Below are 15,692 nucleotides of genomic sequence, written 5' to 3'. Positions count from 1 at the left end.
GCGCGTCATGGCCAAACGCAGCCGTATCCGCCGCAGAACCAAACGCCGCGCGCCCGCCGTGCGCCATCCGGGCAGCCAAGCGGCGCAACTGCAAAGCAAGGACCAAACCGGGGGTCTGATGATCGGCGGCGCACATGATCCCGCCGAAAAGGCGGCAGATGCCATGGCGGCACGGGTGATGGCGGGCGGAACGGCAGCACAGACGCAGGCTGCCCAACCAACCACCGCGCGTCCCGCTCATGTCCATCGCAAATGTGCCGCATGCGAAGCTGCCGAGAAGGCCGACACCGTGAAACGTTCGACTGCCGGAACGGTCGTCGCGCCGGGTGCCAAAGCACAGGCGGCGAGCAGCACGGCAGCAACGGCGATCACATCCCTTGGCTCAGGACGTCCGATGTCGGGTGCAGAACGTGGGTTCTTCGAACCTCGCTTTGGTCAGGATTTCTCATCTGTCCGCATTCATGAAGGCCCCGCCGCTGATGCCGCGGCCCGCGGGATCGACGCCGACGCCTTCGCGCATGGGTCTGACATCGCCTTTGCCTCTGGTCAAAACACGCCAGACACGATGGCGCATGAATTGGCCCATGTGGCACAAGGCGACGCAGCCGTGAGGCGCAAGATCACGATTGCGAACCACAAGTCCCCTGCGCCCGGTTATCCCAAAGGATCAAAGGTTACGAATGGCACCGAATTCGTAGATCTGATCAAAGAATTTCCGGGCGCGCCCAAGATCACCTTGTCCGCGTCGGGTGAGGTGATCCTGCCCAAAGACATTTGCGATCCCAAGGATCCGAAAAAGCCCAATCCGAAAAAGTCCGAAACCACGACCAACGAATGCCTGTGTTTCATGGTCGCCTCACCCGCCAATTGGGACATCAATTTCTTTGGCCACGGCCGAGGCGGTCCGGCCACCTATTTCGATACGAAATCCAAGGGCGGCTACGTCAATATGCCGACCAAGAAATCCAAGTTGGAATACGGGTTCATCGACAAAGCCGGAAAAGAGCATGTCGCCTCGAACTGGTCCGTCCTTGCCCACGAGCTTTGTGGGCACGCCAAACGCCACAACGACGGAACTCACAAGGACGACGCGCATAGCAAGATGCGCCATAACCACGGCGAAGTGGTGGATTTGACCAATAAAATCCGGTTGGAGAAGGACCCCAAGGCGCAGCTTCGACCCACCAGCGTCGCGGCCCCAAATTGCGGTGAGAGCCTTTCTCGCAAACGTGGCAGCAGCGATCCTTGGAAGACATCCAGTAATCTGAGCGTGTGTCAGGCCTATCGCGACAAATACATCAAAGCCTACAATGCCAAGCACGGTACGGCAGCCAATCCCAAGAAATACAAGTTGTCCGATCCGCTGCCGCCTCTCGGCCCGGTGAAGAAGTAGCCGATGGCCGAGGCGCGCACCAAGACCAAGGCCCCTGCCCCGCGCCGCGCGCCAGTGGTGCCGGTGCGCCGGATGGACCCACGCGCTGTCCTCTCCCCTGCCCTGCGCGTAGGAGCCGTCAACGACCCGGCAGAACGCGAAGCAGAAACCATGGCCGCCCGCGTGGTCGGCGCCTCTGCACCGGTTCTGGCAGCGCCCGTTGCCGATGCACCCACCGCGCCTCAGGCAGCCCCCCTGAGGCGGTCAGAAGACCAACCCAACACAGATGACCTCGCGCCGGAGCCTGTGCCGGGAGAGCAAGCCGACTTTGACCTGCCATCCACGCAGGACGTGAATACCGACGGTCTGTCGAACACGGAAACAAACGAACTCGACGCAGGCGCGCCGGTCGATACCGGCGGCAGCGCGCCCAATCCCGAAGGCGATGTCTCCGCGGCACGCCCGGACGGGGCCACGGTCGGGCGCATGGGCGGGCTCGCACCCTCTGACGTGACCCAACGGGTCGCCAATCCCGGCCCCGGTCGTCCCCTCCCCGCTGGCCTTCGGGCCAGAGTAGAGCCGCATTTCGGGACATCATTCGAAGATGTCCGCCTGCACACCACCAAATCAGACCAAGAGGCCGCGACGCGCATCGGCGCGCGGGCCTTTACGCACAAGCACCACATCTGGCTTGGACCCGGCGAAACCGAGACGAACACGCGCCTCATGGCCCATGAGTTGACCCATGTCGTGCAGCAAACGCGCGGGTCAGACGCCTTGCCCATCAACGGTGCGTCACCTGCCCGCCGGACGGAAACGGACGAGGCTCAACGCGCCGAAACCCCGACCATCCGCCGTGCTGGATGGCTGGTGAACAAGGCCGAATCCGCCGCTCGCCATGTGCCGGGCTATACCCTCATCACAGTCATCGTGGGTCGCAAGCTGATCTCGGGCGACAAAGTGGCGATGACGGGCAAGAACCTGCTCGGAGGGCTCTTTGGCCTCTTGCCCGGTGGCACGGCCATCTTTGACCAGCTTGAGCAGGCAGGCGTCATCGACAAAGCGTTTGAGTGGGTCAAGAAACAACTGACCGAGTTGAACCTGACCTGGAGCCGCATCCAGAACACACTGGAAGAGCTCTATGATGGTCTGATCTCATTTTCACCCGTCGCCAACGCAAAGCGCATTCTGGGTGGGCTGGTCTCTGACATCCTGACCTTCGTGAAACGGATCACTGTCAAGGTGCTTGAATTCGTCATCCAAGGCGCGCTCAAGCTGGCAGGTCCCTATGCGGATAAGGTCTGGGGCATCCTGAAACAGGCCGGCGAAGTGATCGGCGACATCGTCAAGGACCCGCTCGGCTTTGCCCTGAACCTCGTGAAATCCGTGGTTGGCGGTTTCCTGAAATTCGGGGCCAACATCCTCAAGCACCTCAAGGCTGGCATTCTGGGCTGGCTCTTTGGGGCATTGACGTCAGCGGGCCTCGAACTGCCTGCCAAGCTGGATTTCAAAGGTCTCATGAGCATCGTCATGCAGGTCTTGGGCCTGACCTACGCGAACTTCCGGGCGCGGCTGGTCAAACAGCTGGGACCCTCAGGCGAAAAGAAGGTCGCGATGATCGAGAAATCGGTCGAGATCGTGAAGGTCCTGCTGAAAGAAGGCTTTGCCGGCATCTGGAAAAAGATGCTGGAGATGATCGAGAACTTCAAAGAAACGCTGCTCGGCGGCATGTCGGACATGGTGATCACAACCGTGATCAAGGCGGGCCTCAGTTGGCTTGCTGGGCTGTCAAACCCGGTGGGGGCCGTGATCAAGGTCGTGCTGGGCATCTACGACCTGATCGTCGCCTTTCTGGAGCGGCTGGACCAGATCATGGACGTCGCCAAGTCGATCTTTTCCTCGATCGGGGCCATCGCCAAAGGTCAGGTGCAAAAGGCCATCGACTTCGTCGAAGCGACAATCGGCAAATCCGTCCCGGTCGTGATCTCTTTCCTTGCGGCAGCACTGGGTTTGGGCGGCATCACATCCAAGATCAAAGGCGTCATCAAAAAGCTTCAGGCCCCCGTCACCAAGGCAATGGACAAGCTGATCAAGTTCGTCATCAAAAAGGGCAAAAAGCTCTTCTCGAAACTGCTGAAGAAACTGAACGGCAAACGCAAACTGCCTGCCGGTGCGTTCAAGATCGGCAAGGAAAACCACACGCTCTTTGCCGCCCAAAAGGACAAGCGCAAGATCGTGATCAAGATCGCCAGCACGCCGTCCACCGCCGAAGAGACACAGGCCTGCACCAAGAAGGAAATTGCCAAGAAGCCGGAGGGTGCCAAGCCATCTGCGAACCCTGCTGGGCCGGAAATGAACAATGCCCTGTCCAAAACCGTCAAAGATACGACCGACGATGAAAACCGTGTCGATCTTGCCTCGGAAAAAAAGAGCCAACTGGTTCATTTGACGGACCTTCAAAAGGAAATCGACCGCCTCACCAAGGTCCTGAACGACGCAGGCGCTGCTGTTGAGAAAGACCCGAACCTTACCCCAGCGGGCCATGACGATGCCTGTCTGGTGCGCAACAAGACCGAACGCGATCCGACGTTTGAAGGTCAGGCGATGCTCTATTCCGAGCTGCAGGATGCGGCCAAGAAAGAGATCAAACCCGGCGTGACGCGCGGGTCTGTTTACGACCTCGATCACACGATCGAAAAGCAATATGCCAAGGCGCTTCTCAAAAACATTCACCTGTTCGATCAGGACAACCCGGACGCCAGCAAGGCCAAGGCAGGCACCGCCGGAAACAAGAAGGGCGACGAAAAGGTCTATCGCGATCCGGGCGCGACGAATGCGATGGGGCAACTGGGCAAAAAGGACGCGTCACGCGAGGCCATCACTGGCAAAGCCACCAACAAGAGCACCGACAAAGCCGACCTGAGCGAAATTGATGCCAGCGGCTCGAACCTACCTGCTGTGGCAATCTTTAACCGGACCCATGTCCAAAAGGCACAGCAAGATCCCGTCGCATTGGTCAAAGAGGCCTTGGGCGAGGCCACCAAGGAAGCCCGCCAAAACAAGCTTGCCGATCTGCTCATTGCGCAACTGGATCACGAAGTGCGCCTGATGATGGAAAAGGCCAATGGCGACGAGTCGAGCAACGCGGACCTGCGCGGCAAAGTAAAAGCGGGTCTGAACGAAGCGCGCGCAATGAATGCGAAGCTCTTTAATTTTGGCAACAAGACCTCCGCAGAGCCCGGCGACGTCAATCAGGCCGAATCCAAGATTGCACCAGAAGACAAAATGCTGAGCCCCAAAGTGAATTTCACGGCTGACGAGGGCAAAGGCGGCAAATACGCAGGCGCGACGCATTCGGTCAAAAACCAGATCGATTCAGACCATGTGGTCGACAAAGTGTTGCCGCTTACCGCGAAAGAGGAAGTGATTGCCGATGCCGCCACCCGGGCCGAGATCGCCAAGGAAGCCGCCGACGAGGGCGAGGAACTGACCAGTTCACAAAAAGGCCGCCTGAACCAGCTGAGCCACAAGCTCTACAAAGGGCGCGCGATGGCCGATTACACCGAATACAAGGGCTATGCGATCCGTGTGACCACGGCCATTCACCGTCAGATCACACCTGGCACCCGTCAAAATGCTGCAACAGTACAATCCAAGTTCAAGCAGGCCCGAGATGCGGCCAAGGCTGATATGGTCGACTACGTAAAGACCGGTGACACCAAGATCGCCAGCATCAAGGAAACGCTGCGCGATGCGCCAAAATCCTATTTCCAACAGCAATCCGTCGATCACGAAGATGCATTGGCGCAGGCCTATAACAAAGAGGTTCAGCGCGTCGTCGATCTGCATCCCGCCGCCCAGCAAGGCGCGGCCAAGACCGCTATGCAAGGGATCAAACTGCGGGTGTTCCAGTCATTGCAGAAATCAAATCAACTGACTGAGAACCTGTTTGGTGGCAAAGGGGCATATAGCGCCGAGTAGTGGCTCAGAAGCCGTGAAACACCATGTCGAGCGCGGCTGTTATGTCGTCGCGATGCTCGGCCACGGTGCCGACAGGCCCCTGCAAGGCACTGCGCTGCACCGCTGCCATGAATTGCGGTACCAGCACCCTCTCCTGCCCCTCAAACTCAATGACAGGGTTCAGGCGGCGCGCAGGGGTCGGCGCGGCATCACGTGCCATGAACGGCATCACCACTGCGGTCGTCAGCGGATCAAGCAGATCCGATTGCACATCAACGACAAGGCCCACACCGGTAAGGTCGTAAACGTCATATTGCGCCATTAGAGAACGCGGTGGCCATCAAGCGGCAATCCATGCTCTTTGACATGGTCGTTCGAGCTTTCGAGAGCGGCGCGGTTTTCTTCCTGCCATGCGGCTTTGGCGGCCTTGGCCACTTCGGCCTTGATCCCGCTTTCCGCCGCGCGGGACAGGTTCACATCCAAGGCCCGCGCTTCGGCCAGAAGCGCACTGTCGAGAGACAGGTTTGTTGGCTTGCGAACGGGTGCTGTCACGGAGGTCTCCTTGTTCTGATCAATCATAGCGCAGCCGGATATGTGCATCAATCATGCGCATCGCTGGTGAGTGAGTCGTTGCCTGAGCGATTCTTCACATGGACGCAGGATATAGGGTGCCGCCTGCATCATGGGCCGAACAATCAGAGGATGTGAAACACGCAGCCGCTCGGCCATTCTGGGCTGGAAAAGGGTCTGTTTAGACTCTACCCCCCATTTTTCACTGATTTTCAGTGGCTTATCTTGGATAGCTGACTTGAAGGATCAATTCCACTACATCTTGTGGTGTCAGAATCTTGGTCTCGCCGTACCGAATCTGTGGACAACTCGCTGATTTCCCACCTATAGAAACGGAAAAGGGTGCTAAAGCACTCAAAAGCGTTACTGAGGCGATCAAGACCCGGGGCGCGCAAAACGCCCAGAGGCGGGCAAGATCGGCGGTGTGGGACATGACCCAAACATGACACAGGATGTGTACATCAACGAACGCGTGCGCGCGAGCGCGGCGTCGCTTCAATCTGCGCTTGAGGCGCATATGCGGACGGTGTTCGCTCCGGATGCCCGGAAAACGCTGCGCCCCTTTTCGGCGGGCGAAGTTGCTGACCTCTTGGGCATCTCGACATCATTCCTGCGCAAACTGCATTTCGACGGCAAACTGCCAGAAGTGGAAACCAGCGCCGGTGGCCGCCGCCAATACACGGCCGCCGACATCACCGCGATCCGCCATGCGCTTGAGTCGACGGCCAAGACACCCGGCACCTACCTGCCCGGCCGCCGCGACGGCGACAGGGTGCAGGCGCTTGCTTTCCTGAACTTCAAAGGCGGCAGCGGCAAGACAACCAGCACGGTCCATACCGCCCAGCGATTTGCCCTCAAGGGATACCGCGTCTTGTGTGTGGACGTCGATCCGCAGGCGTCACTCACCACGCTCTTCGGGTTCCAGCCGGAGGTCGATTTCTACGACAGCGGATCAGTCTATGACGCCCTGCGCTACGAAGATCCGGTGCCGTTGTCAGCCGTCATCCAAAAGACGTTCTTTACCGGCATCGACCTCGCCCCCGGTGGGCTGATGCTTCAGGAATTTGAACACGAGACGCCCCGCGCCCTGATCGACAATATCCAGCCTCCGTTTTTCTCACGCATGGCCGCCGTCCTCGAAGAGGTCGAAGCCGATTATGACGTCATCCTGTTTGATTGCCCGCCGCAGCTTGGCTATCTGACGATGTCGGCGCTCTGTGCGGCGACGTCTGTCGTGATCACCATTGTGCCGAACATGCTCGACGTCGCCTCCATGGCGCAGTTCCTCCAGATGAGCGCCGATTTGCTCGACGTCGTGGCCGATGCGGGCGCCGAGATGAAATTCGACTTCATGCGCTTTCTGATCAACCGATATGAGCCAGCAGACGGACCGCAGCAGCAGGTCGTAAGCTTTCTGCGGACGCTGTTTCCCGATGACGTGATGATCTCGACCTTGCTGAAATCCACGGCCATTTCGGATGCCGGGCTGACCCAGCAGACGCTCTATGAGGTCGAGCGCGCCCAATTCAACCGACAGACCTATGACCGTGCGGTGGCTTCACTCAATGCCGTAAATGATGAGCTAGAGGCCCTCATGCAACAGGCATGGAGACGCTGATGGCCCGTAAAAACATCCTGAACCCGAACGCAGGCACCCCCCCTGCCCCATCCGTCGCCAAGGCCGCACCACATAAACGCGGCGCTGTCGGCGCGTTGCAGTCCTCTTTGACCAAGCTTCAGGAAAACGCTGTTCAAGAGATCGATCCTTCCAAGATCGACAATGCAGGCGTCGAGGACCGGATCGGCACCGATCTGAGAGCGATGGAACAACTGAAAACGAGCCTTGCGACCTATGGTCAGCAGGTTCCGGTTCTGGTGCGCCCTCACCCCACCCATCCGGGCCGCTACGAGATTGTCTATGGCCGCCGCAGGCTTGAGGCTCTGCGACAGTTGAAGCAGCCGGTAAAGGCCATGGTGCGCCAGTTGGATGATCAGGCACTGGTTCTGGCGCAGGGCCAGGAGAACACGGCCCGGCAGGACCTGAGCTTTGTCGAAAAAGCCTCTTTCGCAGCGCAAATGGCGGCTGCGGATTACGACCGCGACACGATTGCCGCTGCTTTGAACACCGATCAGCCGATGCTGAGCCGTATGCTCAAGGTAGGTCAGGCCATCCCGCTGGATCGGCTCAAGATGATTGGTCCAGCGCACGGTATTGGCCGGGACAGATGGCTTGAATTTGTGCGTGTGTCAGAGACACCTGGAGCGATGGGACGTGTCCTGAGCTTTCTCAGACATCCCGACACTGCCCCCCTGCCCTCTGACAGGCGCTTTGAGGGCGCTCTGGCAGCAGCCAAGGGCAAGCCCAAGAAAACGGCTGACAAAAAGGCCCCTGCCCCCGTGCGCCGCATCAAGGGCGCGTCCGGGGTTGTGGCGGATGTAAAGACAACACGCAAAGGCGTGACCATGACGGTGCCCACCCAAGGCGGCTTTGCCGATTGGCTTGCTGAAAACGCCGAAACCGTCATGACAGACCTTCATGCCCGCTGGCAAACGGCCACGGCAGAAGACCAAAACGAGCAGTAGAAAACAGGAGGAGATCGAGATCACAGGCGACAAAAGAAAAGGCCCCCCGAGATAGTCATCCCAGAAGGCCCTTCGTAAGCTTAGCACCTTCGAAGTACCTCCTCTGATCCAGACCTGTCAACTCTGGCCGCACGGCACAGGGGCAAAAAACTGTTGTCTCTCGACAAAAAAAAACATGACGGACCGTGACCTGACCCAAGGATCGCGCCAAGGAGGCTGTGCCCAGCACATGTCACAGAGCGCAGATGCAAACGACCATTCCGGCCTGCCGGATAAGTGGACCATCCTTGATCATCTGACAGAGGCTGCACCCGCTTTGGGCATCAGCCATCGCAGCCTTGGCGTCCTGCGCGCATTGATCAGCTTTCACCCGGCACGACAATTGGCCCCGATCATGGGATCAGCAGTTGTCTTTCCATCGAACCGCACGCTTGCCAGCCGTCTGGGGGGCATGCCTGAAAGCACCCTGCGCCGCCACATTTCGCACCTCGTAAAGGCCGGCCTGATCACACGCCGCGACAGCGCGAACCGGAAACGCTATTGCAGACGATCCTCAGTCCAAGAGCTCGCGTTCGGCTTTGATCTTGGCCCTCTCGCCCTCCGCGCCGGGGCCATTGCGAAACTGGCGCAAGAAGCGCGCGAAACGCAACAGCGGATCGCACAAATGCGGGCTGCGGTATTGGCCTTGAGACAAGAACTACTGGCCCACATGGACGTCGCTTCAGAACTTATGATCGACCTCACGCGCTCCTTGCGTCGCAAGCTCGGGCTCAATGTCTGGACGACGCTCTATGAACGCGCCAAGGCCCAACTCGCCCAGAATTGTCAGCTGACAAAAACAGAGCAACCAACAGAAGAACTGAGCGGCAACGACAGCCAAAATGAGCGGCACATAGAACCCAATCACAGATATAAAAAAAACAAGGATTGGATTTCTGATGTGACCAAGACTGCCCAGGATATGGTTGGGTACCCAATTCATTCAGAAGCAGAAGCACTGAACACCGCCATAACATTAGCACCCATGATCGGTCTCAGTCCTCAGCATTTGCAGAGAGCACGGTCGCGGTTGGGAGATGCGGTGGCAAGCTTGGCTGTATTCACCTTGGTGGCATGTTTTGAGACCGTTCAAAGGACGCGGTCTGCTTGGGATCAGCTATCTCGTCAAGCAGACCCACTGAAATTACTCGAACGGCTGGCAAATCGCGAAAATTGTCAGCTGACAAATGAGATACCTGTTTGATTTCAGGCGCTTACACAATTGTCAGCTGACAAATTGACCAAAAACAGGCTCTATAGCTGGATACCGGCGGCGCGAAACGCCTCGCGATACCGCTCCGCACTCAGGCCGATACCTTTACCGCGCGTGGTTTTGTATCGTTTGGACCAACGGTTCGTGTCGGCATTCACGATCTGCCGCGCCGCTTCGAAATCAAAGGCTCCATCGACGCCGTATTTCTTGAGGACCAGCTTCGGACTGCGGTAGCCCATGCGGTCCATCCCAAGAACCAGCACCTTGGCCGCGATCTCGGGGTCAGCGGCGCGGTCTGGATCGGTTTCTAGATTGATCCCGAGAGACTTGGAAAACTTGGCGTAGTTCTCACGGAAAGTCAGTTGCACGAAACCGCGTCCTTTGAACTTCTTGCCATCGCCTTTCTTAGAGTTCGAGGGGTTGGTCTCGTACTTTTTCTGTTCGGCTGAGTCGCGCCAAACCTCAACCATCAGACGTCCAAGATTGGTCTCGTGTTCCGCCGTCGCAAAGATGTAGGCGATATGAGACAGGTCCAGCACGCCGAATTCGAAACAGGCGGGGATGATCACCTTGGCCGCTTCGCGGGCTGCGTCTCGGTTGAGAGGATGGCATGACATCGCAGCGGCCTCGGCGAATAGACCGGCCAGATCATCCGGCATACTCAGCTTGGGCCGGGCAGGGGCCGTATCTGGACCCGGAATGATGACTGTATCACCCGCTCGCAGCCGTAGCGCCATCGCCTCGGTAAAGGGTGTGCCGGAGCTGTCGAGAAGCTCGCGCCATTTGGTGGCATCGCCCAGTTCACGTCGGGCAATCGCACTGAGCGTATCGCCGGGGCGAATGGTGATCTGTCGTCGCGCCACGCCGTTGTCAGCCGGCAACGCTCCCCCGATCTCACCCCCGAGGGTGACCAGTGATCCGTCATCGCTCAGCGTGACAGAGAGGCTCAATTCTTCGGCCAGCTTCTGCACGGGAATGAACCCAGACTGCATTCCGTTCCGCTGCGTTTCGAGTTCCTGCACCGGAAGGAAGAACGACGCGTCATTGATCAGGACTTCCATCTCGCCGGGTGTTTCACTTGCGGTGATGGTCCAGCCCAATTGATCCGCGACGCTGGGGATATGCGTCCACAGGGCAGTGTCAAAGTCCAAAACCCCGCCATTGACGATCTGACCGTCGATCAGGATGTCCAGAGGCGCGCCCAAGTCGTCCAGATCGTCCGCATAAGCGTCACCCGATTGCAGGTTCAGTTCGGCCTGGACCATGGCCCGCATCATGTCTCCGACGGCGCGTTTGCCCATGCTGGGGTCCCAGGGCAGGACCATCGGGTCCCACTTGGCACTTTGGGTGACGCCAAGCAGATCCTGCACCTCTCCGTGGCCCAGAACCGTCTCACGGGTCACGGGTATCTGGTAATGCGCGCAGAGCTGAGCCGCCAGCCGCGTCAGGACCTGTAACTGATCCTTGTTGAATGGGGCCTGTCCGGGGTTGAACGGGCGCTCTCGGGCGCCTGCCATGCCGCAGAGCGACAGTCCAATGGACTTGGTGTTCTTGTTGCGCGTGTGGGCGGCATATTTGCCCTTTTTGGGGGCGTCATTGGCGTCGATGCCATGTACGCCTTTGACGATGGTGCCGTCTTGTTGGACGAGGAAATGATAATGTTTGCGGTCGACTGACGAGGCCCGTGCGCCACCAGCGGTCCAATGCAGGATGATACGTTGCGGAGAGGCCTGGGGCAGGGGGCCGTCCCAGACCGGTGGGCGCGACATGGCCGCAACGGGGCGAAAGACAATCGCGTTCGCACCGCTCAATCCCAATTCGCGGCTTGTGCCACTGTCGACGGTTCCGCTTGGGTCCAGATTTGCGAATTCCTGAAAACGCCTGACCGCCTTGCGTGTGGCGGGGCCAAAATAGCCATCCGCACCACCACTGGGCAGGTGGTTCAGGGCCACCAGACGGTCTTGGAGCGTGACAACCGCCGGGTTGAAGCGCAACGGAAGCTCATAGCGCAATACCATGCTCATGAGACGCATCCGGCCTGCGCGGCGGCCTGGGACGCCTGGGTTTGCAGTGTCGCGATCGCGCTGGCCAAAGATGGCACGCGTGGCGGGTTCTGGCGCGCTTCGGCAGCCATGGCGAGCTGTGAGGCCATTGTCAGCCGTCCACAATCCCGCGAGGTCGCACGCAGCGCCTGATAGAGCGCGGCGTCGCCCTGATAGTAGGCTCCGGCATTCAGGCCGGGGTGTTTCGCCAGGTAGGCGGTGGCCGCCTGATCCAGCGCGTCATTGGCAGCACGTCCCGCGCTGGTTGTCGTGGCTGTCTGACGCGTCACACGCAGAGCGGCAAGGTTTCCGGCCCCGACGCTGCCTTGGGCATCGGGCAGGGTGCCAAGGGCGGTGGAAAAGTTCTGACGCGCACAGCTTGCACGGCGGACCGCTTCGGCCCCGCTGGCCCGTCCGGCGCGGACTTCATCCTGTGCCAAGCGCAGGCAGGCATCGGCCTTGATCGCGTGCCGTGTGGCGCAGGCCTGCGCACTGGCGTCGCAGGTCAATTCGGTGTCTGGCCCCGGCGGGGTCGTGATCGCGCCGCCCGTTTCGCATCCGCTAAGGACGCTAGCGGCAAGAATGGCCGCGACTGTGTTAAATACCTTCATGTCAAAGCCTCCTCGGCAATGCGTTTGAAAATCGACTTCACAAGGCCCTCGGCGGGCTTATTGCGGGTCTCGCGAATGAAATCTGTCAGAATGAAAATGCGGTGCAGGGCGCTTTCGCTCTCCGGTGTCCCACGCAGGGCGTCGATCACGCGCATCAGCTTGGATGGGCTGTCTGCCCCTGCGGCTTCCAGTGCGTCTGGCGGCAGATCAACCTCGACAATCGAGGCCAGTATCGATCCGCGCAGGGTATTCAGACCATCGTCAAAGGCCTCGCGTTCCGCATTGCCGCCAAAGCGGGCATAAAGCGCGTCATCGTCGCCCGCCGTGATGGCAACACCCAGATCTGAAAGACCTGCGTTGTTCGTCGTATCGAGGCCCGCATCAATCAACAGCGTCGCAAAGGCGGCATTGTTCGGGTCCTGCAGGGCCAGCAGCACGGTGTTTTCATTCACCAGCGCAGGCGGCAGCATTTGCGGCGTATAGCGGCGGTTTAGGATAAGCGTTTGCAAGCGATCCCGGGCCGGACCCACCAGACCGCCACCTGCAAGGAGCAGGCTGAGTGCGATGCCTGCCGGGTTGCTGATCAACCCGAGCGCCTGTGCCGGTCCGATCAAGGCGCGCGCCGAGGTCATCAGGGTCTGTTTCACCGGTTCGTCACCGTCCAGAATCCCCTTGAGGTCCCGCGCAATCGCGGCGGCTTCTGATGACCGTGCTTTGTCGAGCAGGGCCTCTACATCCGCGATGCGTTGAGTGATCGCGCTGATCCCGCCGCGAATGCGGGTCGTCTCGCCATCGGGCAGGACGTCGAGCATCACTTCGCCAAGGCTCAGAACAGACCGAGCGCGCCCAAGGATCGAGTCGGTGCTTTCATCGGTCACAAAGCTTGATTTCAGACCTTGCTGACCGACGGCCACGGACAGGATCTGGTCCACAATCTCCGCGGCGCGGTCGGGATTGTTCCGATGCGTGGCAAGCTCGGTTGCCAACTTGGCCCCTTTTACGGCGCGTTCGGCGTCCTTGGCGGCATTCGTCTCTGCCATTTCGGCGCGCAACATGCGCTCTTGTTCGGCAAGCCGGTCCTCTGGCGCAGGCGAGAAGACAAGCGTCAGGCTGTCCACCAGCTTTTGCAGCCCCGTATAGACAAACTGGCCCGAGAAGCCGCCGAGCAGGGCGGTCAGAGGTCGTCCGATGCGGCTGTTCTCGATCTCTTCTGCCGTTCCGGGAACCTGTGGTCCAAAGCTGCCGCCGAGCGAGTCAAACAGCAGTTGTGACAGGATCACCCCTGACATGATGCCCAGAAGGATGCGGATCGGGTAGTTTGAGCCGACACGCGGGTCATATGTCCCGTCCACCACGTATCTTCGCGCGTCATAGAGCACCGAAAAACAGGCGCCAAGAGCCGCGAGACAGACATAAAAGATCAATGAAAACAGAGTGTTGGTTTCTGGCTGACTGAGTAATCGCTTGTAGTAGTGCTGACCGAAATCCTCGGTCGTCATCACGGCAATCAAAATGACGATCGCCCCAAAAGTGATCCCCACCAGTGTGCGAATGGCCCCCACGGGTGCCAGCCAATTCATCCTACTGTTCTGGGCGTCGTGGTGAAACAGCTCAATCGACTTGGGCAAAGCGGGTTTGATGGCATCGGCCAGCAGTTCATGGAGCGCCAGCAGTTCCTCGCGGCTGATCTTGTCCAGGTTGTCGACGGTGGTTTCCAACACGGCGGACTTGGCTTCGATCTCGTCGCCGTGTTCATATCCGGGGCCGATCCCACGGGCGAGATAGTGAGACATCATCGCCGCGCATTCGCGCCAGCACCGCATTTTCCATGTGATGTCCGGATGGTTGACAGGCAGCCGCATCAGCCGCGCGGCTTCGCTTCCCTCAGAGATCGCCAAAACGTCTCCTCCCAAAAATATACGTTTTCAAAAAAATGAGGCCCGGCAGCAGTACCGGTCATACAATTCACGCGGTCAAAGCGTGGCAGCGTTCAATTTAAACGCAAGTATGGCTGTCCTGACCCTAGGTAACCCTTTTGGTATGTTGGAATCACCCTGCGGGTTCCTTGTGCCCTCGCCATCGCATCAAAGCCGTTTCGGGCGTTTACACATGCCAAAAAACAGGCATTCATTGCGCAAAACAGGGAGAATGGAATGAAACGGTTTCTTATGGCCGCTGCGGCCACGGCTTTGGGTGCGTCGTCTGCGGCAGCAGATATCAAGGTTGGTATGATCACGACCCTGTCCGGCGGTGGTGCCGGTCTGGGCATTGATGTGCGCGACGGCTTCATGTTGGCGATTTCGCAGTCAGGCCGCGACGACATCGAAGTCGTGATCGAAGACGATCAGCGCAAGCCGGATATCGCCGTGCAACTGTCGGACAAGATGATCCAGTCCGAACGCGTGGATGTGATGACGGGTATCATCTGGTCGAACCTTGCCATGGCCGTCGTGCCGGCAGCCGTGAACCAAAATGTGTTTTACCTGTCGCCCAACGCGGGCCCGTCGCCCTTGGCCGGGAAAGGGTGCCATCAGAACTATTTCAACGTCGCTTGGCAAAACGACAACCTGCACGAGGCTGCAGGCGCGCATGCCAATGGGGCAGGGTATTCCAATACCTTCATCCTCGCGCCGAACTACCCGGCAGGCACCGACGCGCTGACCGGCTATAAGCGTTTCTACGAAGGTGAGCTGGCCGGTGAGGTCTACACCAAGCTGGGTCAAACGGATTACGCCGCCGAACTGGCACAAATCCGCGCCAGCGGCGCGGACAGCGTGTTCTTTTTCCTGCCAGGCGGCATGGGGATTTCGTTCCTCAAGCAATACGCCAATAGCGGCATTGACCTACCCGTGGTTGGCCCTGCGTTCAGCTTTGATCAGGGTATCCTTCAGGCGGTCGGTGACGCGGCGCTTGGCGTCGTGAACACCTCGCAGTGGAACAAGGATATCGACAACCCGACCAACGCGGCCTTTGTCGAAAGCTTCCAGGCCGAGTTTGGGCGTCTTCCGTCGCTGTATGCGAGCCAGGGCTTTGACACCGCGAACCTGCTGATTTCGGCGCTAGAGGCGGCAGACCCATCAGATGCTGATGCCTTCCGCGAAGCGCTGCGCGCGGCAGATTTCGACAGCACGCGGGGCGATTTTGCCTTTGGTCCAAACCACCATCCGGTCCAGACGATCTATGCGCGCGAAGTGATCAAGGAAGGTGACGTGTTCACCAACAAGATCATCGGCACAGCCTTGGAAAATCACTCGGACGCTTACGCAGCTGACTGCAAGATGTAAGCGCTTTCCCTGTCCGTA

General features: G+C 59.2%; 11 protein-coding genes. 6 read left to right on the top strand and 5 right to left on the bottom strand.

Annotated elements, in window-relative coordinates:
• Positions 1–7: 7 nt before the first annotated feature.
• Positions 8–1,393 (top strand): eCIS core domain-containing protein, encoded by a 1,386-nt coding sequence (locus FE702_RS17405; protein ID WP_147127618.1) that lies wholly within the window; start codon positions 8–10, stop codon positions 1,391–1,393.
• A gap of 3 nt (positions 1,394–1,396) precedes the next feature.
• A complete protein-coding gene (locus FE702_RS17400; RefSeq protein ID WP_147127617.1) occupies positions 1,397–5,353 on the top strand; it encodes an eCIS core domain-containing protein in 3,957 nt (1,318 codons plus the stop codon).
• Between the two features lie 4 nt (positions 5,354–5,357).
• Here FE702_RS17400 and FE702_RS17395 read toward each other — a convergent pair whose 3' ends face one another.
• Together FE702_RS17395 and FE702_RS17390 are read right to left on the bottom strand one after the other, a co-directional pair.
• Positions 5,358–5,654, bottom strand: a complete 297-nt coding sequence (locus FE702_RS17395) for a CcdB family protein (RefSeq protein ID WP_147127616.1) — start codon at positions 5,652–5,654, stop codon at positions 5,358–5,360.
• The gene (locus FE702_RS17390; protein WP_222611836.1) at positions 5,654–5,884 is read right to left on the bottom strand and encodes a type II toxin-antitoxin system CcdA family antitoxin; all 231 of its coding nucleotides are present in this window, start codon (positions 5,882–5,884) and stop codon (positions 5,654–5,656) included. The genes FE702_RS17395 and FE702_RS17390 overlap by 1 nt, the downstream gene beginning before the upstream one ends.
• A gap of 460 nt (positions 5,885–6,344) precedes the next feature.
• On the opposite strand from FE702_RS17390, the gene repA reads away from it, so the two are divergent.
• From repA to repC, 3 genes are all read left to right on the top strand, one after another.
• Positions 6,345–7,520, top strand: a complete 1,176-nt coding sequence (gene repA, locus FE702_RS17385; protein WP_147127614.1) for a plasmid partitioning protein RepA — start codon at positions 6,345–6,347, stop codon at positions 7,518–7,520.
• Positions 7,520–8,485 carry a plasmid partitioning protein RepB gene (gene repB / locus FE702_RS17380; protein ID WP_147127613.1) on the top strand — a complete coding sequence of 322 codons (966 nt, stop codon included), beginning with the start codon at positions 7,520–7,522 and terminating at the stop codon, positions 8,483–8,485. Before repA ends, repB begins: the two co-directional genes overlap by 1 nt.
• Positions 8,486–8,660: 175 nt before the next feature.
• A complete protein-coding gene (gene repC, locus FE702_RS17375) occupies positions 8,661–9,728 on the top strand; it encodes a plasmid replication protein RepC (protein ID WP_147127612.1) in 1,068 nt (355 codons plus the stop codon).
• Positions 9,729–9,778: 50 nt separating this feature from the next.
• On the opposite strand, the gene FE702_RS18700 is transcribed toward repC, so the two are convergent.
• From FE702_RS18700 to FE702_RS17360, 3 genes are read right to left on the bottom strand one after another with little or no spacing between them, the layout of a single operon-like run.
• On the bottom strand, positions 9,779–11,761 hold the full coding sequence (locus FE702_RS18700; protein WP_186827150.1) for an N-acetylmuramoyl-L-alanine amidase: 1,983 nt from the start codon (positions 11,759–11,761) through the stop codon (positions 9,779–9,781).
• Positions 11,758–12,390 (bottom strand): hypothetical protein, encoded by a 633-nt coding sequence (locus tag FE702_RS17365; RefSeq protein WP_147127611.1) that lies wholly within the window; start codon positions 12,388–12,390, stop codon positions 11,758–11,760. Before FE702_RS17365 ends, FE702_RS18700 begins: the two co-directional genes overlap by 4 nt.
• Positions 12,387–14,288, bottom strand: coding sequence for a hypothetical protein (locus FE702_RS17360; RefSeq protein WP_186827149.1), 1,902 nt, complete (start codon positions 14,286–14,288; stop codon positions 12,387–12,389). Before FE702_RS17360 ends, FE702_RS17365 begins: the two co-directional genes overlap by 4 nt.
• A gap of 255 nt (positions 14,289–14,543) precedes the next feature.
• On the opposite strand from FE702_RS17360, the gene FE702_RS17355 reads away from it, so the two are divergent.
• Positions 14,544–15,674: an ABC transporter substrate-binding protein gene (locus FE702_RS17355; protein ID WP_147127609.1), complete on the top strand. Its 1,131-nt coding sequence runs from the start codon at positions 14,544–14,546 to the stop codon at positions 15,672–15,674.
• Positions 15,675–15,692 lie beyond the last annotated feature (18 nt).

Origin of the sequence: Shimia ponticola, assembly GCF_007995215.1 — a bacterium.
In the GTDB taxonomy this organism is placed as follows: domain Bacteria; phylum Pseudomonadota; class Alphaproteobacteria; order Rhodobacterales; family Rhodobacteraceae; genus Shimia_B; species Shimia_B ponticola.
The sequence above is the reverse complement of the archived record's forward strand: the minus strand, read 5'-3'. Positions and strand labels throughout refer to the sequence as shown.

Bases quoted from the DNA above. Each gene is read 5' to 3' on its own strand.
- FE702_RS17405 (WP_147127618.1), top strand. From the start codon at position 8: ATGGCCAAACGCAGCCGTATCCGCCGCAGAACCAAACGCCGCGCGCCC.
- FE702_RS17400 (WP_147127617.1), top strand. From the start codon at position 1,397: ATGGCCGAGGCGCGCACCAAGACCAAGGCCCCTGCCCCGCGCCGCGCG.
- FE702_RS17395 (WP_147127616.1), bottom strand. From the start codon at position 5,654: ATGGCGCAATATGACGTTTACGACCTTACCGGTGTGGGCCTTGTCGTT.
- repA (WP_147127614.1), top strand. From the start codon at position 6,345: ATGACACAGGATGTGTACATCAACGAACGCGTGCGCGCGAGCGCGGCG.
- repB (WP_147127613.1), top strand. From the start codon at position 7,520: ATGGCCCGTAAAAACATCCTGAACCCGAACGCAGGCACCCCCCCTGCC.
- repC (WP_147127612.1), top strand. From the start codon at position 8,661: ATGACGGACCGTGACCTGACCCAAGGATCGCGCCAAGGAGGCTGTGCC.
- FE702_RS18700 (WP_186827150.1), bottom strand. From the start codon at position 11,761: ATGAGCATGGTATTGCGCTATGAGCTTCCGTTGCGCTTCAACCCGGCG.
- FE702_RS17365 (WP_147127611.1), bottom strand. From the start codon at position 12,390: ATGAAGGTATTTAACACAGTCGCGGCCATTCTTGCCGCTAGCGTCCTT.
- FE702_RS17355 (WP_147127609.1), top strand. From the start codon at position 14,544: ATGAAACGGTTTCTTATGGCCGCTGCGGCCACGGCTTTGGGTGCGTCG.